Raw genomic sequence first — 20,824 nt, 5'->3', positions numbered from 1 at the left:
TTTATGAATATCATACCCATATTGTTTTTTTCTTTGTCGCCGATTCCCGAAATTTTAGTAAACACAGGAATCGGCTGACCTCGTAAAATCTTGAAATAATTCAACGCCGCAAATTAGGAATTATAATACGATGACAAATTATATAAAAGAAATACACACATCTGAAGGAACACGAAAAATTGCAGACCTGGGTTCGGTCACAGGTATTGACCGGCTTCCGTTCTCTATTCGTATTTTGCTTGAAAATGTAATGCGGAATATCGACGGACTTGGAATTACAGAGGATCATTACACTATTCTGTCAGGTTGGGATTCGCAGGGAACCGACAGTGACATTCCCTATAAACCCGCCCGGGTGTTGATGCAGGACTTTACAGGAGTTCCGGCAATTGTTGATATCGCTTCCATAAGGTCTGAAGTAATCCGAAAAGGTAAAGATGGTTCGAAAATCAATCCACTTATTCCTGTGGATCTGGTTGTGGATCATTCGGTCCAGGTGGATTTTTTCGGAACAGAAGATGCCTATGAAAAGAACGTGGCTAAAGAATATGAGCGTAACCACGAACGCTATTCTTTACTGAAATGGGGGCAGAATTCCTTTGATAATTTTGGTGTGGTACCACCGGGCATGGGTATCTGTCATCAGGTAAACCTGGAATATCTAGCACAGGGGGTGGTGGATCGGGATGGTTGGTTGTTTCCTGATACGCTGGTTGGTACAGACTCACATACGCCCATGGTGAACGGTATTGGTGTACTGGGTTGGGGAGTAGGAGGTATCGAAGCAGAAGCAGCAATGCTGGGTCAACCGATTTATTTTACTTGTCCGCAGGTTATCGGACTTGAATTAACAGGACGTCTGGGTGAAGGCATAACGGCGACCGACATGGTGCTGGCCATTACAGAATTACTTCGAAAATACGGAGTGGTTGGTAAATTCGTCGAGGTTTTTGGGGACGGCCTTGATCACCTGACAGTTCCGGACAGGGCTACAATTTCAAACATGTCTCCGGAATTTGGATGTACGGCCACCTATTTTCCGATTGATGATCAGACTATCGACTACATGCGGCGTACAAACCGGCCGGATGAAGTGATCGAGCGAGTGATCTCCTATACCCGGAAAAACCATCTCTGGAGAACCGGAAATGAAGAAATTGAGTATAGTGACGTGATCTCCATGGATTTGTCAAGCCTTGAGCCAACGGTTTCGGGACCTAAAAGACCTCAGGATAAGATACTGGTTCGAAACCTGAAGGAGAAATTCTACGAGCTTATCAACAAAGAGTACGACCATCGGAAAAAGGCCGCGGAGAGTGCTCCGGAATCCAACTGGCTTGGCGAAGGAGGATCACTTACTGAATTCGTACATGCAGAAAATCAAATCCAAAAAGTACGGTCGGCACGTGTGAAATATAATGGAGAAGAATTTGTTCTGCACGACGGTTCAATTGTCATTGCAGCGATCACCAGTTGTACCAATACCTCAAACCCGAGTGTAATGGTGGGTGCCGGACTGGTGGCGCGGAAAGCCAGGGAAAAGGGACTGAATGTGAAGCCTTGGGTAAAGACCTCCCTGGCGCCCGGTTCTAAGGTCGTTACACGATATCTTGAACGGTCGGGACTGGATAAGGCACTTGAAGAGATGCGGTTCAATACGGTAGGCTACGGATGTACATCCTGTATTGGCAATAGCGGGCCGCTTCCCGAACCCATCGCAAAGGCAGTTACCGAACATGAACTGAATGTTTCTTCTGTACTATCGGGGAACCGGAATTTTGAAGCTCGTGTGCATCCCCAGGTCCGCATGAATTTTCTTGCCTCACCGATGCTGGTGGTGGTTTATGCCATTGCAGGACGTGTTAACATCGATCTGATGACCGAACCCATAGGATATGATATGGACGACGTCCCGGTCTTTATGAAGGATATCTGGCCAACCATGAAGGAGATTCAGGAAGTGATGAAAACTTCAATATCCCGTGAAGATTTCGCGCAAACCTACAGTGTAATCTTTGACGGTGAAGCACAATGGCAGGATCTGCCGGCGCCTTCCGGACTGGACTATCGTTGGAGCGATGATTCAACCTACATCAAGGAAGCCCCATTTTTTAAAAATATTTCAGAATTCCCGTCTAAGTCTTCAGATATTATTGACGCACGGGTACTGCTTAAATTGGCTGATTCCATCACAACAGATCATATTTCACCTGCAGGAGCCTTTTCTCCCAATTCGCCCGCCGGTCAATATTTACTGGAACAGGGCGTAGAATACCGGGATTTCAACTCGTATGGATCCCGCCGTGGAAATCATGAGGTAATGATGCGCGGAACTTTTGCGAATGTCCGCATCAAAAATGAGCTTGGCACCAAAGAGGGAGGATTTACAACATACCTTCCGGGAGATGTGGAAATGAGTGTCTTTGATGCTTCCATGAAGTATCAGTCAGATGGCACAGATTTGATCGTGATTGCCGGTAAGGAATATGGAAGTGGATCTTCCCGTGACTGGGCGGCAAAGGGTACGACATTACTTGGAATTCGGGCGGTAATAGCCGAGAGCTATGAACGTATTCACCGAAGTAACCTGGTAGGTATGGGCGTTTTGCCACTCCAGTTTCTGGAAGGTGAGAGTGCTTCGGTTCTTGGCTTAACAGGAAGGGAAATTTATTCCATACGCGGTATAGAAGAAGGACTGGAGCCGGGGAAAGTACTTAGTGTAGTAGCAACTGGCGACGGGAATGAAAAAACATTTGATATTGTCTGCCGGCTCGACTCCAGAATTGAGATTGAGTATTATAAGAATGGAGGTATTCTCCACTATGTATTAAGGAATTTTCTGGCCGGAAACGTATGATGCAGTTTGAGGAGATATTGCGACTGCCGGAAAAGTCCGAACCATTGAAAAAGTGGCCGGTGGAAATTTGTGCACTTTGGTATGACCGCCAGGGTGAATGGGAAAAAGCGCATGAACTCGTTCAGGATGCGGATTCCGGTAACGGGGCTTGGGTTCATGCCTACCTGCATCGCAAGGAAGGTGACCTATGGAATGCCGACTACTGGTACCACCGGGCCGGACGGCGGCGACCCGACACGTCGATCACGGAGGAGTGGTTCGATATATTGAAAAATATCGCCGGCTGAACGGGCCGGGCTTATTCGTCTAGATGTATATCCGGATCAACCACCGAGAGGCCCTTTGGTGAAAGCATGGGTTTGGGGATATTGGTACGGATACAATCTGCGAGTTGATCGATCAGGATTTGTTTGTTGGTTTTTACACGGGTGATCAGTCCGATTTCCCGTGCAAAGGGTTTATCTGCAATCGGGCGAAGGTTCTCTTCCTGTTCTTCTGACAGGCTCAGCGTGGTAAGTTCCGGCAATATGGTATAGCCTCCCTTTGTGTCAACGATCCGGATTAGTGCATCTATCGAATTGCTTCTGTATACGAATGACTTGTTCTTGCGTATTTCCGACAGGTTGCAGAAATTATTGATCTGATCCCTGAAGCAGTTTCCTTCATTCAGCAACCATAGTTTCTGGTAATCGACACTGGAGAGCCGGATGATTCCATCCTGCGTTTTATCGGACGTGTAAAACATGAACTTCTCATAGAACAATGGGATGGTTGCAATATTGCTTACTTGCAGCGGCGTGGAAATAATCCCGGCATCCAGATCTCCATGCCGTACTCCGTGTACCACCTGATTTGTAATTTGCTCATGGATGTCCAGTGATATGCCGGGATGGTCCAGCTGGAGAGAATCTGCAAACAACGGAACGAGAAAGGGAGCAAGGGTGGGGATGATCCCTATTTTTAGTTTCCCGGAGACCTTTTCAGTGAATCCTGCAGCAAACGCGTGTAATTCTTCCATCTGACCAATAATCTCCCGCGCCCTTAGAAGAAACTGATAACCCTCTGTAGTTGGCTTAATTGGAGAGTGTGAGCGATCAAAAAGTGAAAGTTCGAGGTCCCGTTCCAGTTTGCTGATTTGCAGGCTTAAGGCCGGTTGGGTAATCTCCAGCTTGGAGGCCGCCAGCTTGAAACTCCCGTATCGCTGCAATGCGATAGCATACTGCAATTGAGTGAAGGTCATAATTGAATCTTATTACGGTATAAAATTAATTAAAATTACTTATTGGAGCCTCTAATGGTTTCAGGAATTAGTTAAAAACTATTACTTATTTTCCGTTTGTGTAAGGTTGGTACGAGGGCATTTTATTTTTGTATATTTTAGTTGTTCATTAATGACATTTCAATGAAATTTTTCAACCACATGAAATCATCTGTTTTTGGGTTTTTGGGTATTGTTTTGATTGCGGGATGTGAAACAAAGGCACCAAAGGAAACCCCCTATACCATACGGGAAGACGCCGAGACTGCTGTTCAGCGCGCCCGGGATATTGAGGCAGCTACACCGGTCGAGTTGTACGACGGACTAAACATCAGCCTGTGGGCTTCGGATTCACTTGCACCCGATCCGATAGCGATGTCGATCGACGATGAGGGAAACGTTTATCTGACGAGAACCAACCGACAAAAGAATTCCGAATTTGATATTCGCGGGCATCAGGACTGGATGACAGCATCGATTGCCCTTCAAAGTGTTGCAGACCGCCGGGAATTTTTGCATCAGACATTTGCCCCGGAAAAAAGCAATGAAAATGAGTGGTTGCCAGATTTAAATAATGACGGATCCCATGACTGGAAAGACCTGGCAGTGGAGGAAGAAGAAGTGTGGAAGTTGAGTGATGAAGACGGAGATGGTGTGGCTGAGGTGTCAAAGCGCATTCTGAGTGATTTTCATGATGAAATCACCGATGTTGCTGGTGCACTGCTCGTGCGTGATAAAGATGTTTTTGTTGGAGTTGGTCCCAATATGTGGCGATTGGAAGATACCAATGATGACGAAGTGCTGGATTCAAAAACCCCGATATCCGATGGGTTTGCAGTACATATCGGTTTCGGCGGCCATGGCATGTCAGGTGCTGTGGAAGGTCCGGACGGACGGATATATTACGGTATCGGGGATATTGGTGCTGACATCACCACAGTAGATGGGCGCCATCTTCCGCACCCGAATGAAGGGGTTATCGTGCGATCGGAACCGGATGGAAGCAATTTTGAGGTTTTTGCAAAAGGGTTACGCAATACACATGAATTTGTCTTTGATGCCTACGGAAATATAATCAGTTCAGACAATGATGGGGATCATCCCGGAGAGAGTGAACGACTGGTTCATATTGTAGAGGGCTCAGATGCAGGCTGGCGGTCTAACTGGCAATATGGAAAGTATACCGATCCAAAGAATAATGAATATAAGGTCTGGATGAATGAGCGCCTGTTTCAACCCAGGTGGGAAGGGCAGGCAGCCTACATCATTCCGCCTATTCAGAATTATCATAACGGACCTACGGGGATGATTTTCAACCCGGGAACGGCGCTTGGTAAATCCTGGAAAGATCATTTTTTCCTGGTTGAATTTGTCGGGAATCCCAGCCGGTCGGCCATCTGGGCATTCACGTTAAAGCCCGAAGGTGCCAGCTTTAAGCTGGAGCAGGAAAAGAAGGTCATCTCGGGGATACTGCCTACCGGAATTAAATTCGGGCCTGAAGGTGCGCTGTACGCGGCTGACTGGATTAATGGCTGGAATACAAAAAATTACGGACGGGTATGGAAAATTGACGTGGATGAGTCTGCTAATGATTTAGCCGATGAAAGGGCCGAGACGCTTCGCCTGATGCAGTTGGACTATGAAGATGTTGACGATAATGAATTATCAGATCTCCTGGGTTATGCAGATATGCGCATCAGGCAAAAAGCTCAATTTGAGCTGGTCAGAAGACAGGATTCCAATGCCCTGGAAGAAGCAATTGAGCAAAAAACCGAACAACTGAAGCGGATTCATGGTATTTGGGGCCTTGGTCAGCTGGGCAGGCAGGATGTGAAATATGCCGCGCCTTTGATGGAATACCTGAATGATTCAGACCCTGAAATAATCGCACAAGCGGCCAAGGTATTGGGTGACGTTCGCTACACAGAAGCGGGGCCCGTGCTAACGGGTCTGCTGAAACATGAAAATCCAAGGGTTCGCTTTTACGCGGCTGAAGGGATCGGCCGCATCGGCAACAAAGAAGCCATTCCTGAATTGATTTCCATGCTTCACAGTAATGATGACAAAGATATTTACCTGCGACATGCCGGAGTACTTGCATTAAGCAGGATCGGGGAGGTGGCGCCCGTCGTTGCCCTGAAGGATAGTGACAGCCGTGCGCTTCGCATTGCTGCAGTGCTTGTGCTCAGACGTCTGGCGGATGAGCAGGTGGCATTGTTCCTGGATGACCCGGATGAATATCTTGTAACAGAAGCAGCCCGGGCCATCAATGATGATCTTTCGATTGAGGCGGCACTTCCTGCACTGGCTTCGATTCTTGCAGAAACCCGTTTTACTTCCGAGCCATTATTGAGGCGCAGTATTAACGCTGCGTTACGCGTGGGAGGTGAAAAAGAATTGAATATGCTAATCAGTTTTGCCAGAAGAAGCGATGTTGACCCGGTGATCCGGGCGGAGGCACTTGCCACACTCGGAACCTGGTCGTCACCCTCTGTACTAGATCGTGTAGATGGCCGTTTCAGGGGAGTTATCGAGCGCGATCCGGCGATCATTCAGGCAAAAATTATTCCGGTTGCCGATGAATTTCTTGATGCTGCTGACACGCGGGTTCAGATCGCGGCAATCGATATGCTGCGCGGGTTGAACATTACTGATTTCAATGAACAGCTGGCAATACTGATGAAATCGGGCGCATCACCTGAGGTACGCGCGGCCTCGCTTGAAAGCCTGCATGAACTGAATTATTCGGATATGGAATCACTGATACGCTTAGGCATGAATGATGCCGACAGCAGGGTGCGAACTGCGGCGCTAGGATTGCTAGATGAGATGGATGTTTCTGCAGAAGCACTTCCTTCCATTGTAAGGCCGGTTTTTCAGAAAGGTTCACTGGAAGAACAGCAGCAATTACTGAAGGTGTTAGGTAAAATGCCCTCTGAAAAGAGTTTACCAATTCTGGAAACCATTACAGATCAACTTGTTGCTGGTAAACTTGACCCGAGTTTAACTCTTGATGTGTTCGAAGCAGTTGAGACATCGGAAGATCCTGCATTAATGGCCAAAGTTGAGGGATTGAAATCAACGGATAAGACTTCGGTTGAAGCTTTTCAGGCGGCCTTATATGGCGGAGATGCCGGATTGGGAAGACAGATATTCTTTTATAATGCCACAGCCCAATGTACCCGATGTCATGTAATTCGGGGTGAAGGTTCAGATGTTGGGCCTAAACTCGGTGGAATTGCTTCTAAGCTGACCAGGGAACAGCTGCTTGAGGCACTCATTGAACCCAGCGCACGTCTTGCGCCCGGATTTGGTTCAGTATCGCTCACGCTGAAAGATGGACAGAAGGTTTCCGGTATTCTGATGGAGGAGAATGATACGGAGTTAATACTCAAGACAAATGAGGCTGAACCGCTTCATATTGCCTCTGAAAGAATCAGTGAACGAACTAATCTTCCATCAAGTATGCCTCCAATGGGACTGTTATTATCCCAAAGGGAAATCCGGGATCTCCTGGAATTTCTTAGCCGGCTGGAATAGGAACCAGTCATATTCATGTATAACAAGATCTTATGAGTATATAATTTTAATAAAATTAAATTATCGCATTTTCATATCATCGGGATTTTCAGAACATTGTGATTCTGAGGATGTTTTAACTACAAGAATCAGAGTATGAACTTATTTGAGGCGATTAAGCAAACATCGATAGAAGCTGTTAAACAGGCGGTAACTACCGATCCATCAAGTGTTAATCAGGTGGATGCCAGGGGGTTCAGTCCGTTAATTTTAGCAACATATCTGGGACAACCCGAGATAACTTCCTATCTTATCGATAATGGAGCGGCCGTGAACGCGCAGGATGCATCCGGCAATACCGCATTGATGGGTGTATGTTTCAAGGGGAATGTTGAGCTTGGACAACTGCTGATTGAAAAGGGGGCCGATGTGAATCTTAAGAATGGAAACGGCGCATCGGCATTGTTTTTCGCTGTTAATTTTGGCCAGATAGAAATGGTTAGGTTATTGCTTGATCATAATGCAGATCGGTCTGTCCGGGATGCGAGCGGCATATCGGTTGTGGGACTCGCTGAAAAGCAAGGCAATCAGGAAATAATCAAGTTACTTCAATAAAGAAGATTATTATGTATATGGTTAGTATTCAGGGCACTAATGCCAGCTTGCTGGCAATTCCGCAGAACCGGATTCGTGCGTTTGAATCTGCCGTGAATGCTATCCTGGGTACTGATGCGCTGTTCATTTTCTCGGGATACAGGTCGGATATTATTTATCAGGGATCTGAAGACCATAACCTAAAGATCATTGCCCTCTGGCAGTTGTACGCTAACGTAACGGACGGTTCTTCTTTTCGCAGATCCTTTTTTCAAACCACGACCAAGAAGGACACGCTCGAAGCTTTTTTTGTGCGTCTGATCTATCTGAGTGCGAACAAGCAATGGTTTAATCCCTATGTTGAGAGCCTTCGCAGAACAATTTCAGGAAGGTCAGGACATCGCCTGGCAAAGGCATTAATCAAATGTCAGAAATACATCAAGAACGAAGGCATCCATAAAATTTTCGATCTGGAGGATACAACTCCGAAGTACGCTGACCCGGTACCTCACATTCCTGGCGCTCTTACGAGAAATTACCTGGAAGAATATCCTGTTAATTAGTTCATTCGAATTTAACTGTTCTTATTCATCCCTTCGAACCCGGGTTCAGGGTTATTTTTATCGTATAGCTGATTCATGTCATTGGAACTTCATTCAATGAGGTATAACTTAGGCTTGTCACGGTTAAAGTGTGAAAACCTACCATTAATCCTTTATAAATATGAAATTCATAGCCTCATTATTTCTGTCAACGATGTTTCTGATCACTGTTTGTTATTCACAGATACATCCGTCAAAAGAATCGTTATCCGGTCTGTATCCGGGTAAAACCTATTCACCCTATGCCCAGCGGGGTTATCCCACCCAGGTGTTTTGGGGTGATTCTCACTTGCACACTGCATTATCACCGGATGCCGGTCTATTTGGCAACGTGCTTGGCCTTGAGGAGGCATACCGTTTCAGCAGGGGGGAAGAGGTGATTTCCTCGACCGGACTTCCGGTCCGGTTAGGTAGGCCACTGGATTGGGTAGTTATTGCAGATCATTCCGACATGATGGGTTTTGCGACAGATTTATCGAGGGGTGCTCCAAATATTTTGAGCGACGCAAAAGGTAAGGAGTGGTATGAAGGATTTCAGAAGGGCGGTGAAGAGGCTGCCTCTGCGGCCCTGGATTTGATTACGACGTTTGCACAGGGAAAGATTTCCCAGAAGCTGCTGGCCGATTATTCACCAGGTTCGGCCACTTATTCTTCCGTTTGGGAAGATTGTATTGAAATGGCAGAAAAATACAATGATCCGGGAAAGTTCACGACTCTTATTGGCTTTGAGTGGACTTCTCTGAATAAAGGAAATAATATGCACCGGAATGTTATTCTGAGGGATAATGGCAACCGGGCATCTCAGATCGTCCCGATGGTGACGCAGGCACCCTTTGGAAGTACGGATGTTCTTGAATTGTACAAGTGGCTGGAGAACTATGAAAGCAAAACGGGAGGATCGGCACTTGCTATCGCTCATAACGGAAATTTGTCCAACGGTACAATGTTCCCGTTTGACGCTCAGTTTACAGGAAGGAAACTCGATAAGATGTATGTCGAGAGCAGGCATAAGTGGGAACCACTTTATGAGGTAACTCAGATTAAAGGTGATGGGGAAGCACATCCATTTTTGTCTCCCGAAGATGCCTTTGCGGATTATGAGACATGGGATGCCGGAAACCTTGATTTAAGTGAAGCCAAGACAAATGATATGCTGAAACATGAATATGCCCGTGAGGCATTAAAAATGGGCTTACAACTTGAGTCGAAATTCGGTACCAATCCTTATAAATTTGGCATGGTGGGATCAACCGACTCCCATACATCCTTGTCGGCTATCGAGGAGGATAATTTTTTCGGCAAGGCGGCCAATGCCGAACCTTCAACGAAACGGATGATTCACCCGTTTGCCAAAACGGATAAAGGAGCATATGAAGGGTATGAGCTTACCGCCTCTGGCCGTGCTGCAGTTTGGGCCTCCGAAAATACCCGGGAAGCTATTTGGGATGCGATGGAGCGGAAGGAAGTGTATGCTACCACAGGAACCCGAATGATCGTAAGATTTTTTGGGGGATGGGATTATACAAATGATGATATCAACAGCAGGCAACCGGCGACACGGGGATATGAAAAAGGTGTTCCAATGGGAGGAGACCTCCCTGCATTTTCAGGTTCGAAATCACCAACATTCATGGTCTATGCGTTGAGGGATCCGCTCGGAGCCAACCTGGATCGTATTCAAATCATAAAGGGTTGGATGGATAAAGAAGGCAATACACATGAAAAAGTGTATAATGTTGCCTGGTCCGGAGACCGCAAACTGAATAAGAACGGCGAACTACCTCCTGTTGGTAATACTGTTGATTTAAAATCTGCGAACTGGACTAATACCATAGGTGCTTCAGAATTGGGAACCGTATGGACTGATCCGGATTTCGACCCTGATATGGAAGCATTTTATTATGTGCGGGTTTTGGAAATACCAACCCCCAGATGGGTCGTTTATGATGCATTCCGGTTTGGCATCGACATTCCGGAAGGTGCCAAAACAATCCAGCAGGAAAGGGCTTATACAAGTCCGATTTGGTACAACCCCGAATGAAAGTGCTGAAAAGAAAAAAGGCGAACTGAGATTCGCCTTTTTTTATATATGTAGAATTTTAACGCACCATCATGATCAGTTGGGCGATTTTTCTGTGTCGCAGATCCCTGGTTTGAATTCCACTTGATGCAGCCATCATGCCCATATAATCCGAAGGGTCTACCGGAGATTCAATGTCATTCACCAATTGAGCAAGATCCTCAAACATACTCACAGTTATGTGGGTAGCATAGGTTTCAGATCCGGAAGGAAGGATTACGCGAACGAGTCCCCAATTCATTTTTTCACCTGCATCCACCGCCTGCTGGTGCCAGACTTTGTAGATACTTTCTTCCATTTTCTCATAATTTTCATCCAGTTCTTTCATGAAGTCAAGCGTTGCGTAGATGCCCACTTTCATTTCCGGACCGTTAATGGTAGCTGAGATTTCCTTCATATATAATTGTGTTGCAATGTCTCGGCTTGCCACGGTTTTGTTCATCATGGCATCAAGATCTTTGTCGGAAATATTGTGGGCTTTTTTTGCGTATGCCCGTATCTGACTTTCACTCATTGGTGTCATCATTTTTTCAAGGCTTGAATACAGTGTAACAGTCAGGTATTGTGCTCCCTGATCCGAACCATTCGGGGTTAGGGACCATAAATCCCAGCCGTCAATAGTCCCGTCCGCAACCCGTTGCTGATGAATTTTTGACCAGAATGTCTCTATTTCCATATAATCCCCCCCATTTGTGTCTTCAACCTTCATGAATTCAAAAACGAGATAAGGTAAGTCCTGGGCAAACATGCTGGATGCCATGAAGATGACCAGGCATAAGGTGAATAACTTTTTCATGATTGTTAATAGTTTGATTGGTATTATAAGATAATTAAATCTCTGGATTATCAGAAGATTATTTGTGATTAATAATTTCAACAAATCAATCACACTCACTTCATGAAATGCTGATTGTGAAAATCAAATCCGTTTGCTGTTTGTTCTTAAATAATTCAGGCTATGCTGATGTTATTTAGCTATTGATGTCGGGTGATCCCGGTAATTCTGGCGGATGAAATCAATTACATAATTGCGGTATGGGCTTTCCTCTTCATAAGACATGTTTTTCCACAGCGCAGCATGGGTCAGTGTATTTGCATAGATTACCTGGATGTTGCGAAAATCTGTCTGTTGAATCCTCTCTTCAAAGAGGCGTGTATAGTTCTGCACAGTTATATCGCTTATAAGCAGCATAGGTATTGAGAGGTTATCCAGGTATGTAACAGGCGAGGCACTGATCAGATCTTGTTTGTTTGGTCCGAATACGGCCTGAACATGAAGTTCTGCAAGTTCAGGTCTGTCACTGTTTAACAATGCGTTGTAGTAGTCCACCAGGTCGAAAGCCCCGGAAATTGGGATCACACCCCTGAACAGGTCTGATGGTAATCCTGCGGCCTTTAAATAATCCGGATCCATGGTAATGAGCGCTGCAAGATGTGCGCCGGAAGAAAAGCCGCCGATGAATATATTGCTCTTGTCGATACCGTAGGTTCTTGCATGATCATACAGCCACTTCACGGCAGCTGCGAGGTCCTGCATATGTGCGGGATGCTGTATGCCCGAATTCAGGGAGGGGTCGCGCCATGTGGCCGGACTGAGCCTGTGGCCGATGGAGGCCACGGCAATTCCTTCTTCCGCAATTTTACGGGCCAGGTCCATTTCCACATTTCGGTCGACATAGGACCAGGCGCCGCCTCCGATCCAGATAAGAAGCGGGGCAGGAGATTTCACATTTTGCGGAATTACAAGGTTTAACCGGCGAAGGCTGTCTTCAGCCGGTAGCCCGTTAATGTAGGGGAGGTCGTTAAACTCCCTGCTTTGCGCAAGAAGAAAACAGGGCAGGCTGCAAAAGAATAAGACTAATGTTCGTATGATCATGATGGAAGGGTTTCCTTTTTTTACGTAATAGTTAAACATTTGATGTGATCGGGAAGAATTTATTCAGAAAGAAGGGGCATTACGAATTAATACTGATAAAATTTTCTATTTTCTACTCATGAAAAACAGTGTGTTGGTGATACTTTTTTTGTTCGGAATGATCGCCTGCAGCGATCGGGAAACGGAATCTTCGGTTGAAACGGTTACGGAGGTGGGCCTGGATTGGAAGAAATGGAAGATGAAAAGGGAAGGGAACTATCCTTTTCGGGAAGAAATGTATATGGAGGTCTTATACAGTGATTCGCTTCGAACGCTTTCGAAAACACAGATCCTTGATTTGTTGGGAAAGCCCGACAGGACGAATGGAGAGTATATTTATTATGTTATCGATGAATCAAATCTCGGATTCTGGACCCTCAACAGTAAATCGCTGGTTTTTAAATTTACAACGGCGGATTCTGTTGAGTGGATCAAGCTGCATGAATAGACGGGGCAATGACGAAACTGAAGAAGGATTTTGGTCTGTCCGCATAGGTGACTATTTTACCCCTAAGCAAGGGGGTTTGGGGAGTATGATTAAAAATCCGGAGAGGTTTTGGCTGTAAGAACTAAAAATTATCTCTTTTTATATTTTTAATGAATCTTAAGTCCCACATTTATTTTTACGCACCCATCACTAACATTTAATTTATTAATAATGACAGAGATTCAGGTAATCGCCCATTTGAATATTAAGCCAGGAAAAATTGATGAGTTTAAAACGCTGGCCCATTCCTGTATTGAAATGGTGAAACAAAAGGATAAGGGAACATTACAATACGATTGGTATTTTAATGAAAACAACACCGTATGCATAGTTCATGAGCGTTATATTAATGCAGAAGCGGGCCTCCAGCATATTGCCAATCTGGGAGAACTGGTGGTTGCGTTATTTGAATTGTGTGATATGTCTTTTGATATATTCGGAAGTCCTACCCAGGAACTTAAAAATGCGCTGGAAGGAATGAATATCACATATTATGAATTTGCCGCAGGTATTAATTAAAACGGTGTACCCGGAACCATCCATAATCCTATGAAAAAACATTTTATTCTTCTCCTTCTGATAATTTTCTCAGTTGCTCTTTCCCAGGCCCAGGAGATCGTATTTCCGGCTGTTCAGGGATATGGCGGAGTGAACCCGGTCCCTTTTGAGGCCGAAAAACCGGATCCCGCGGCGCAGTACAAATTTGTGATTGAGCTGGGGCACAGGTATTCCGACAAGACCCAGGTAGCCGATATGCTGGATTACGCTGCCCGGATGTATAATCTCCACATTTACGCAGGAGTACCCAGAGAAAATATTCAACTGGCCATCGTGGTTTATTCCAGTTCTACTGCAATTGCGATGGCTGACGCAACCTACAGTCAACGGTTTGATCAGACAAATCCGAACGCCGCCCTGCTTGAGGAGCTTATAAGAAACGGCATTCAGGTTATCGTCTGCGGTCAGTCCATGATGAAGCAAAACCTGCTTCCCGGCGACATATATCCGGGTATCAAAATGGCCGTATCCAGATTTACGGCCACTACCGATCTGATGGGTAAAGGTTATAAGTTGTTCGTATTGTAACTTTGGGAAGGTTGAAAATTATATAGTCAATGTTATAAGTACGATTGAGTAAAATGGAGAAGTTATTGCATATTTATAAATTGAAGAGCTCCTGGAAGCTGTCGACGGTAATCTGTTTGAGCTTTTGCCCGGCATCAACACAAGTATGGGAGAGTACTTGCCTCGATTTTTTACCTGCTTAATGTAGTACAGTTTATGCAACCATTTTCATTTAACAGCCCCCGTTTTTACAGGTCGCTGTACGAGAGTTACATTCGGGTGATTCTGCGTAGCATGAAGAGGAAGAAAGCGACTACAGCCATGAATGTGTTTGGAATGGCCCTGACTTTTTTAATCTGCATGGCTATTTTTTCTTATGTGTCCCATGAAATGTCTTTCGATAAGTACCATAAAAATGTGGATAGGATTTACCGTGTCACTTATCGGTTTCAAAATGCCAATGGTTATGACATCCAGTGGGCCCGGATGAACCAGACCTGGGTAAATGAATTGCCTAACAGCTTTCCACAGATTGATAAATTAGTTCGTTTTCAGTCTTTCAGAACCAGGGACATTCAGATCGGCAGTAATAATTTCAGAGAAAACTATGCGTATGCCGTGGATAAGGAGGTTTTCGATCTGTTCGATTTTGAGATCGTTAAAGGCAGCCTGGCAGAATCGTTAACACCATATACCGTAGTGCTAACCACCACTTCTGCACAAAAATATTTTGGAAGTGAAGATCCAATTGGTGAGACCATGGAGATTTCCAATGATTTGGGCATCAAAGAAACCTACAAAGTTAGTGCAGTCATAAAGGACCCTCCATCAAATACGCATTTACCCATCACACTACTCACCAGCATTAACAGTGAGAACGAACGGACAGGCTGGGCATATGTTTACATGCTTCTGAAAGATAAAGCCGATATTCAATCCATTCAGGAGAAAATGCCGGATTTCATTGCTGACCATGAAAATTTGGCTGATGAAGATAAATTGACTGTAAATTTTCAACCGCTTACTTCCATTCATCTTCATTCCAACTTGAGCAGGGAGATTGTCGCCAATGGAAATATAAAGTACGTCGTCATCTTCATTTTTGTCGGTTTGTTTTTGCTGATTATTGGAACCGTCAATTTCATAAACCTCAACACCATACAGTCACTTGAACGTATCAAGGAATTCGGACTAAGACAAAGCTTCGGGGCTCCAAAAGGAGAAATGAAAGTTCAGATGGTATTGGAGGCGTTGATTATTGCTCTTTTCAGTGCTGCCATCGCTCTCGTAGTTTTTACAACAGGCCTGAAATATTTTGAGCAATTTGTTGGGCACAGCCTTGTGTTTTCCTATTTGGAAATGGTTTTAGGCCTGATTGCACTGACGGGTCTTATTTCCCTCGTTTCTGCATTAATTACAGGCTTGTCAATGATGCGTATAGATTTTGGGCAGATCGGCAACTGGTTTAAACCATCCGCCAGTTACAAGAGTGTACAAAAGTATATCTTGTTAGGGCTGCAGTTTTCGGCAATGCTTTTATTAATTACCAGCATGGTAATTATACAACGGCAGTTCACGTATATGACACAGAAAAATCTCGGCTATGAAAGTGATCAGATCCTGGTTCTCAGGAATAATAACCGAGAGGTGATGCGTAAATATAAAAGCTTTAAAAATGAATTGAAGAGGATATCCGGGGTGCTCGATCTTACGGCCGTTATGGAGGTGCCTTCTGTGCCGGTAAAAGATCAGGGGCCTGTCACGGTTTTGGGTGATGAGCAAAACACTATCTCTGCCGATATGCAGGTAATGGATCTGAATGCCCCTGAGTTATTAGGAATTGAGTTTATAGCCGGCAGTCAGTTGCCGCAATATTTGCAGCAGTCGACAGATCAGCCGGATTCTGTTTTGTGGGAAAACTTTGCAACCAAGCAACGGGCTTATCTCATTAATGAATCGGCCTGTAAAAAGTTGGGATGGAGTCCTGAGGAGGCTATCGGTCAGCAAATCAACTGGTCCATTGGAGATTTTAGCCTGCAGCATGGACCTGTAACGGGTGTGATTAGAGACTTTCACCAGGAAAGTCTGAATGAGCAAATCAGACCCGTAGTCATCACTTATGAACCGCTCTGGGTTCGCCATATGCTGGTTAAAATAAATTCAGATGATCATTTCGGGTTGTATAGCTCGATTGAAGACTTATGGAAAAATACCTTCCCCGACCAGCCCCTGGAAATCAGCAATCTTGATTACGAGTTGGAGCAACAGTACCTTCAGGAAAAGAAACAGTTAAAACTGATATCATCCTTCACTTTTTTGGCCATACTGATTGCATTTATCGGTCTTTACGGAATGATGGCCTATACCATCAAACTTAGGCTTAAAGAACTGGCGATAAGAAGAGTGCTCGGCTCCAACTGGTTAAATTCGTTACGGTTATTAAGCCGTGAGTATATGATACTTGCGCTGGTATCGATGATCATCGTTTTTCCGTTGGCATATTGGCTTATGAACGGGTGGCTGGCTAACTATGCCTATCATATTTCAATCAATGGTACAGGTTTTTTACTCTCGGGAGGATTGCTATTTATGCTGATATCTTTGACGCTCACGTATCAGATAACAGTCACCACCAATAAGAATCCTTCAACTGTGCTGAGAGGGGAGTGATAGTTGTCTATTGCGATGTTGTAGTATTGTAACTAACTTATCTGTTCAACAAGATTCCTGCAGCAAAGAGAAATATGGAAAACAGACTTCAGAAAATAAGTATCGTCACCGAGGTGGTAGGTGCCGTAGCGATTGTCATCTCACTGATTTTTGTCGGTATTCAGTTTACAGAAAACACCAAGGCGACAAAGTCGGCAACAGCTGCGAGTACGGTCGCTACCATTTCTTCATGGTATACTGAAATGGGGAATAATCAGCAATCAAGCAGTCTGTTCTATAATTTCATGGCAAATCCTGATTCATTAACTTCTGAAGAAAGATTTCAGGTAATCATCAGTTTGCATGGCCTGTTTCTGACATTTCAAAACAGTTTCTATTTAAGTCAGCAAGGAACACTCGATTCACACATAGAAGAATCAATTACAAAGGCTGCCGTAGGCGTAAAGGACCAGCCCGGGTTTAGGCTTTTCTGGAAATTGCGCAGAGAATTGTTCTTCCCTGAATTTCAGAAACATATCGATGACATTGTTAATACAGAGATTGATATATCTGAGGGATTGTACAAGGCGGTCGAAGGTGAAAAATCAACTGATTAAGAATTAATATAAAGTGGAAGGAAATGAAAGATGAAAAGACTGGTCCTGAGCGGCTTAATGCTTTAAGTGATGGCGTAATAGCAATTGCGTTGACACTTCTGGTCCTGGGAATAGATATCCCTGATGATCATGACTTTAATCAGGATGGCTTGTTGGCGTTCTTAATAAAACTGGAACCTGCCTTAATTGCGTATGTCACCAGCTTTCTGATCGTCGCTATTTACTGGATCATCCATCATCGTATTTTCAATGTGGTGAGTTTTGTTAATCGGACAATTATAGTTTTAAATATCATTTTTCTGTTTTCAATTTCCCTGATACCCTTTATTTCCAAATTGAAATCATTGTACCGATATGATTTTTTTGTTGTGGGAATATTTGCAATGGCACATATCATAACGGGTATTACCCTCTTTTTCATATGGAATTATTTAACAGCGAATAACGAATATCTCAAGTTTCCCGTGGACAGGAACATGAAGAGAAACATTGCTTATAAAATTCTGGTAATTCCGATAATTAGCGCAATTGCAATCCCGGTTGCAGCTTTTAACATTCATTTAGGTACCTATATATTTATTTTTATTCCTGTTATTTATGGTATAATTTTTCGGAACAAGAACCAAAGTTAACAGGCACCTGGATTAAGCATCAAAGAGAAGGCTCCGGCAGACAGGCTTCTCGCCCTGGTGAGTATAAATCATTTTCAGACAACCGTATCCTGCTTCGCCCACTGAGGCCAAAGCGAAGGTGGGTATCCTTAAACAAGTTCAGGGTAAACTTCTCGCCCAGGTGGAAATTAATAACGTTCCACTCAAAACTCCTGTATCCTGTTGCTGCATCCTCAAACTAAAAAAGCCACGACTATGTCGCGGCTTTTTTCCCGCCTTCGCTTTGATTCTAAGAAGTGGGCTGCGCCCACCATAGCCCGCCAAAAAGAGCATAAAAATGCCCGCCATAGCAGTATAAAGCTATGGCGGGCGAAGGTGGGCCCACCTGGGCTCGAACCAGGGACCACCTGATTATGAGTCAGGTGCTCTAACCAACTGAGCTATAGGCCCGGAGCAGCTAATGGGTAATAGGGAATAGGGAATAGACCCAAACGCTATTTCCACACTGCCGTGCGGTGATGAGAGCTATGCTCATCTTCACCTTTCACTTGTTAAGTGACTGCAATGTTACATATTTGTATAGTATTTTCAAACAAAACAAAAAGTGGATAATAACAAGCCGACACATATTATTTTCGACCTGGGTGGAGTACTGATCAACCTGGATATGCCCCGGACTTTTAAAGCATTTCAGGAATTGGCGCCACAGTCAGAAGTTAACTGGAAGGAAATGCTGCACCATCCTATACCGCTGCGCTATGAACAGGGCTTTATATCCGACGCTGAATTTCGTGACGGACTGAGGGAGATTCTTAAAGCAAATGTGAGCGATGAACAGATCGACTGGGCCTGGAACCAGATGATTCTTGATTTTCCGGAAGACAGGTTCCCTTTGCTGGAGGAGCTGGCAGAAAAGTATGTAGTTCTCCTTTTGAGTAATACCAATGATATCCACCTGCGCTATGTGCATTCGAAAGTTCAGGAGATGGGTTACGAGGAACTGGATCAGTTCTTTACAAAAGCACATTATTCCCACCGCATGGGACTGCGAAAGCCAGATCAGGCCATTTATCAGGCCGTACTGGCTGAACATGATATCCGGGGTGCCCAGGCATTGTTTATCGATGATAATCCCTTCAATATCCGTGCAGCCGGTGAAATGGGTATCCAGACGCATCATCTCACGGATATCAATACACTTCCCGATTTCATCAGCTCCAGGTTGCTCTAAATCAACGATAAAATCCAGCAGGAAACAAAGCCCGTCAGCCCCAGCACCAATGTAAGCACGCTGAAATACTGGTAACTCTCGCGTACCGACAGGTCTGAAAATTTCGAAACAACCCAGAAGTAGGAATCATTGGCATGGGAGATCGCCATTGCTCCCGACCCGATTGCACTAATCAGCAACGCCGTTTCCCAACCGGATAACCCGCCAGTAAGCGGAAATAAAATTGAGCTGGTAATTACAATTGCCGCAGTACTCGAACCCTGGGCAGTTTTAATGATCAGCGCGCCTGTAAATCCTATCAGCAACAAATGAGCGAATGTTCCGCCGGAGGTGATAAATGTCTCGGACAACGAGGTTGATAATGAACTTTCTTTCAGGACTTGTCCGAAAGCACCCCCCATACCGGTGATCAAAACAATCGGCAGCGCGTCTGCAGTACCTTTCTTCCAAAGCGTAAACTTCCTTTTTTCAACACCGATCTGAAACCATGCGATCATGGTTCCGATGAAAAGGGCAGTGACCGGATGTACTACAATACTCATCCACAGCGGTAATTCACCCTCATGCAGGGCGGAAGCAACGGATCCCAGCGAAATTAAAATCATGGCGGCAAGTACCGGAAGGAGTAATGCGGCATGAGGAACAAGATTTTCAGGATGTCCAATGGTTTGCTGACGATGATTTCTCGATAACCAGGTTGTGCCCATAATCAGTACCAACAGGATCGGGATACTTACCAGCAAGCCGCTTCCGAGAACCAGACCCAGCTCACCGCCCATTCCTAAATTTCCGGCCGCTGCCACAGGTCCCGGTGTAGGCGGGATCAAGGTATGGGCCGTATAGAGTCCGCCTGCCAGTGCCATGGCCGTATAGCGTCGTTTTATCCCGTTCTGATCCGCCATGCCATTCGCAACCCTTGAAAGAATGATAAACCCGGAATCACAGAAGACCGGTATCCCAACCACAAGGCCAAGAACCGAAAGGGAAGTCAGTGGTCTATCCCTTCCAAAAATGCGTAATACATAGGAGATGATCGTGTCCATGGCTCCCGAATGCTCCATCAATGTGCCAAGAACCGCGCCCAGGATAATTACAATACCTACTCCTAAAACCACGTTTCTGAATCCTGAGTACAGGGCATTCATGATGGTTGGGATATCAAAACCCAGTACAAACCCTGTAATAATCGCCGCCAGTCCGAGGGCAATCGCCGGATGCAGCCGGAACACCGATATCGATAAAATAATCCCGGCAACAACACCGGCAAGAAGAAGGAGTATTTCAATAATCGGGCTCATTCGGCAGGGCTAATAGAATTCAAAATAATCAAATCAGCCCA

General features: G+C 45.0%; 17 protein-coding genes and 1 tRNA gene. 13 read left to right on the top strand and 5 right to left on the bottom strand.

Translation table 11 applies throughout. From position 1 onward, the window contains the following. The first annotated feature begins 130 nt into the window (after positions 1–130). Both acnA and LDX50_RS20190 read left to right on the top strand, forming a co-directional pair. Positions 131–2,857, top strand: a complete 2,727-nt coding sequence (gene acnA, locus LDX50_RS20195; RefSeq protein WP_225698014.1) for an aconitate hydratase AcnA — start codon at positions 131–133, stop codon at positions 2,855–2,857. After that, positions 2,854–3,144, top strand: a complete 291-nt coding sequence (locus LDX50_RS20190) for a hypothetical protein (RefSeq protein WP_338030001.1) — start codon at positions 2,854–2,856, stop codon at positions 3,142–3,144. The genes acnA and LDX50_RS20190 overlap by 4 nt, the downstream gene beginning before the upstream one ends. An 11-nt stretch (positions 3,145–3,155) precedes the next feature. Here the strand turns inward: LDX50_RS20190 and LDX50_RS20185 are convergent, their stop codons facing one another. Further along, positions 3,156–4,097, bottom strand: a complete 942-nt coding sequence (locus LDX50_RS20185; protein WP_225698013.1) for a hydrogen peroxide-inducible genes activator — start codon at positions 4,095–4,097, stop codon at positions 3,156–3,158. A 180-nt stretch (positions 4,098–4,277) separates the two neighbouring features. Between LDX50_RS20185 and LDX50_RS20180 the strand changes: the two genes are divergently transcribed. From LDX50_RS20180 to LDX50_RS20165, 4 genes are all read left to right on the top strand, one after another. Then, a complete protein-coding gene (locus tag LDX50_RS20180; RefSeq protein ID WP_225698012.1) occupies positions 4,278–7,655 on the top strand; it encodes a HEAT repeat domain-containing protein in 3,378 nt (1,125 codons plus the stop codon). Between the two features lie 135 nt (positions 7,656–7,790). Continuing rightward, complete coding sequence (locus tag LDX50_RS20175; protein WP_225698011.1) at positions 7,791–8,249, top strand: ankyrin repeat domain-containing protein; 459 nt, start codon at positions 7,791–7,793, stop codon at positions 8,247–8,249. Positions 8,250–8,266: 17 nt separating this feature from the next. Next, positions 8,267–8,791, top strand: coding sequence for a hypothetical protein (locus LDX50_RS20170; protein ID WP_225698010.1), 525 nt, complete (start codon positions 8,267–8,269; stop codon positions 8,789–8,791). Between the two features lie 160 nt (positions 8,792–8,951). Next, positions 8,952–10,871 carry a DUF3604 domain-containing protein gene (locus LDX50_RS20165; RefSeq protein ID WP_225698009.1) on the top strand — a complete coding sequence of 640 codons (1,920 nt, stop codon included), beginning with the start codon at positions 8,952–8,954 and terminating at the stop codon, positions 10,869–10,871. Positions 10,872–10,929: 58 nt separating this feature from the next. On the opposite strand, the gene LDX50_RS20160 is transcribed toward LDX50_RS20165, so the two are convergent. Together LDX50_RS20160 and LDX50_RS20155 are read right to left on the bottom strand one after the other, a co-directional pair. Then, entirely contained in the window at positions 10,930–11,706 is a 777-nt protein-coding gene (locus LDX50_RS20160) for a hypothetical protein (RefSeq protein WP_225698008.1), read from the bottom strand. A gap of 171 nt (positions 11,707–11,877) precedes the next feature. Continuing rightward, on the bottom strand, positions 11,878–12,786 hold the full coding sequence (locus tag LDX50_RS20155) for an alpha/beta hydrolase (RefSeq protein WP_225698007.1): 909 nt from the start codon (positions 12,784–12,786) through the stop codon (positions 11,878–11,880). 118 nt (positions 12,787–12,904) lie between these two features. On the opposite strand from LDX50_RS20155, the gene LDX50_RS20150 reads away from it, so the two are divergent. The 6 genes from LDX50_RS20150 (at position 12,905) to LDX50_RS20125 (ending at position 18,275) form a co-directional block, all read left to right on the top strand. Beyond that, positions 12,905–13,273: a hypothetical protein gene (locus LDX50_RS20150; protein ID WP_225698006.1), complete on the top strand. Its 369-nt coding sequence runs from the start codon at positions 12,905–12,907 to the stop codon at positions 13,271–13,273. A gap of 210 nt (positions 13,274–13,483) precedes the next feature. After that, positions 13,484–13,831 (top strand): putative quinol monooxygenase, encoded by a 348-nt coding sequence (locus tag LDX50_RS20145; RefSeq protein WP_225698005.1) that lies wholly within the window; start codon positions 13,484–13,486, stop codon positions 13,829–13,831. Positions 13,832–13,861: 30 nt separating this feature from the next. Beyond that, positions 13,862–14,398, top strand: coding sequence for a DsrE family protein (locus LDX50_RS20140; RefSeq protein WP_225698004.1), 537 nt, complete (start codon positions 13,862–13,864; stop codon positions 14,396–14,398). Between the two features lie 273 nt (positions 14,399–14,671). Continuing rightward, positions 14,672–17,047, top strand: a complete 2,376-nt coding sequence (locus tag LDX50_RS20135) for an ABC transporter permease (protein WP_225698003.1) — start codon at positions 14,672–14,674, stop codon at positions 17,045–17,047. A 74-nt stretch (positions 17,048–17,121) separates the two neighbouring features. Next, positions 17,122–17,643: a hypothetical protein gene (locus LDX50_RS20130; protein ID WP_225698002.1), complete on the top strand. Its 522-nt coding sequence runs from the start codon at positions 17,122–17,124 to the stop codon at positions 17,641–17,643. Positions 17,644–17,666: 23 nt separating this feature from the next. After that, on the top strand, positions 17,667–18,275 hold the full coding sequence (locus tag LDX50_RS20125) for a TMEM175 family protein (RefSeq protein WP_225698001.1): 609 nt from the start codon (positions 17,667–17,669) through the stop codon (positions 18,273–18,275). Positions 18,276–18,630: 355 nt separating this feature from the next. Here LDX50_RS20125 and LDX50_RS20120 read toward each other — a convergent pair. After that, a tRNA-Ile gene (locus tag LDX50_RS20120) sits at positions 18,631–18,704 on the bottom strand. Between the two features lie 154 nt (positions 18,705–18,858). Between LDX50_RS20120 and LDX50_RS20115 the strand changes: the two genes are divergently transcribed. Continuing rightward, the gene (locus LDX50_RS20115) at positions 18,859–19,485 is read left to right on the top strand and encodes an HAD family hydrolase (protein WP_225698000.1); all 627 of its coding nucleotides are present in this window, start codon (positions 18,859–18,861) and stop codon (positions 19,483–19,485) included. On the opposite strand, the gene LDX50_RS20110 is transcribed toward LDX50_RS20115, so the two are convergent. Next, on the bottom strand, positions 19,482–20,783 hold the full coding sequence (locus LDX50_RS20110) for a GntP family permease (RefSeq protein WP_225697999.1): 1,302 nt from the start codon (positions 20,781–20,783) through the stop codon (positions 19,482–19,484). The genes LDX50_RS20115 and LDX50_RS20110 overlap by 4 nt on opposite strands. Positions 20,784–20,824 lie beyond the last annotated feature (41 nt).

It is taken from the genome of Fulvivirga sedimenti (assembly GCF_020328055.1).
This window is presented reverse-complemented; position numbering and strand designations above follow the sequence as displayed.

What these genes read in the sequence shown, in the direction of transcription:
- LDX50_RS20165 (WP_225698009.1), top strand. Translation starts at nt 8,952, where the DNA reads ATGAAATTCATAGCCTCATTATTTCTGTCAACGATGTTTCTGATCACT.
- LDX50_RS20155 (WP_225698007.1), bottom strand. Translation starts at nt 12,786, where the DNA reads ATGATCATACGAACATTAGTCTTATTCTTTTGCAGCCTGCCCTGTTTT.
- LDX50_RS20180 (WP_225698012.1), top strand. Translation starts at nt 4,278, where the DNA reads ATGAAATCATCTGTTTTTGGGTTTTTGGGTATTGTTTTGATTGCGGGA.
- LDX50_RS20110 (WP_225697999.1), bottom strand. Translation starts at nt 20,783, where the DNA reads ATGAGCCCGATTATTGAAATACTCCTTCTTCTTGCCGGTGTTGTTGCC.
- LDX50_RS20135 (WP_225698003.1), top strand. Translation starts at nt 14,672, where the DNA reads ATGAAGAGGAAGAAAGCGACTACAGCCATGAATGTGTTTGGAATGGCC.
- LDX50_RS20140 (WP_225698004.1), top strand. Translation starts at nt 13,862, where the DNA reads ATGAAAAAACATTTTATTCTTCTCCTTCTGATAATTTTCTCAGTTGCT.
- acnA (WP_225698014.1), top strand. Translation starts at nt 131, where the DNA reads ATGACAAATTATATAAAAGAAATACACACATCTGAAGGAACACGAAAA.
- LDX50_RS20160 (WP_225698008.1), bottom strand. Translation starts at nt 11,706, where the DNA reads ATGAAAAAGTTATTCACCTTATGCCTGGTCATCTTCATGGCATCCAGC.
- LDX50_RS20170 (WP_225698010.1), top strand. Translation starts at nt 8,267, where the DNA reads ATGGTTAGTATTCAGGGCACTAATGCCAGCTTGCTGGCAATTCCGCAG.
- LDX50_RS20175 (WP_225698011.1), top strand. Translation starts at nt 7,791, where the DNA reads ATGAACTTATTTGAGGCGATTAAGCAAACATCGATAGAAGCTGTTAAA.
- LDX50_RS20150 (WP_225698006.1), top strand. Translation starts at nt 12,905, where the DNA reads ATGAAAAACAGTGTGTTGGTGATACTTTTTTTGTTCGGAATGATCGCC.
- LDX50_RS20190 (WP_338030001.1), top strand. Translation starts at nt 2,854, where the DNA reads ATGATGCAGTTTGAGGAGATATTGCGACTGCCGGAAAAGTCCGAACCA.
- LDX50_RS20145 (WP_225698005.1), top strand. Translation starts at nt 13,484, where the DNA reads ATGACAGAGATTCAGGTAATCGCCCATTTGAATATTAAGCCAGGAAAA.
- LDX50_RS20130 (WP_225698002.1), top strand. Translation starts at nt 17,122, where the DNA reads ATGGAAAACAGACTTCAGAAAATAAGTATCGTCACCGAGGTGGTAGGT.
- LDX50_RS20125 (WP_225698001.1), top strand. Translation starts at nt 17,667, where the DNA reads ATGAAAGATGAAAAGACTGGTCCTGAGCGGCTTAATGCTTTAAGTGAT.
- LDX50_RS20185 (WP_225698013.1), bottom strand. Translation starts at nt 4,097, where the DNA reads ATGACCTTCACTCAATTGCAGTATGCTATCGCATTGCAGCGATACGGG.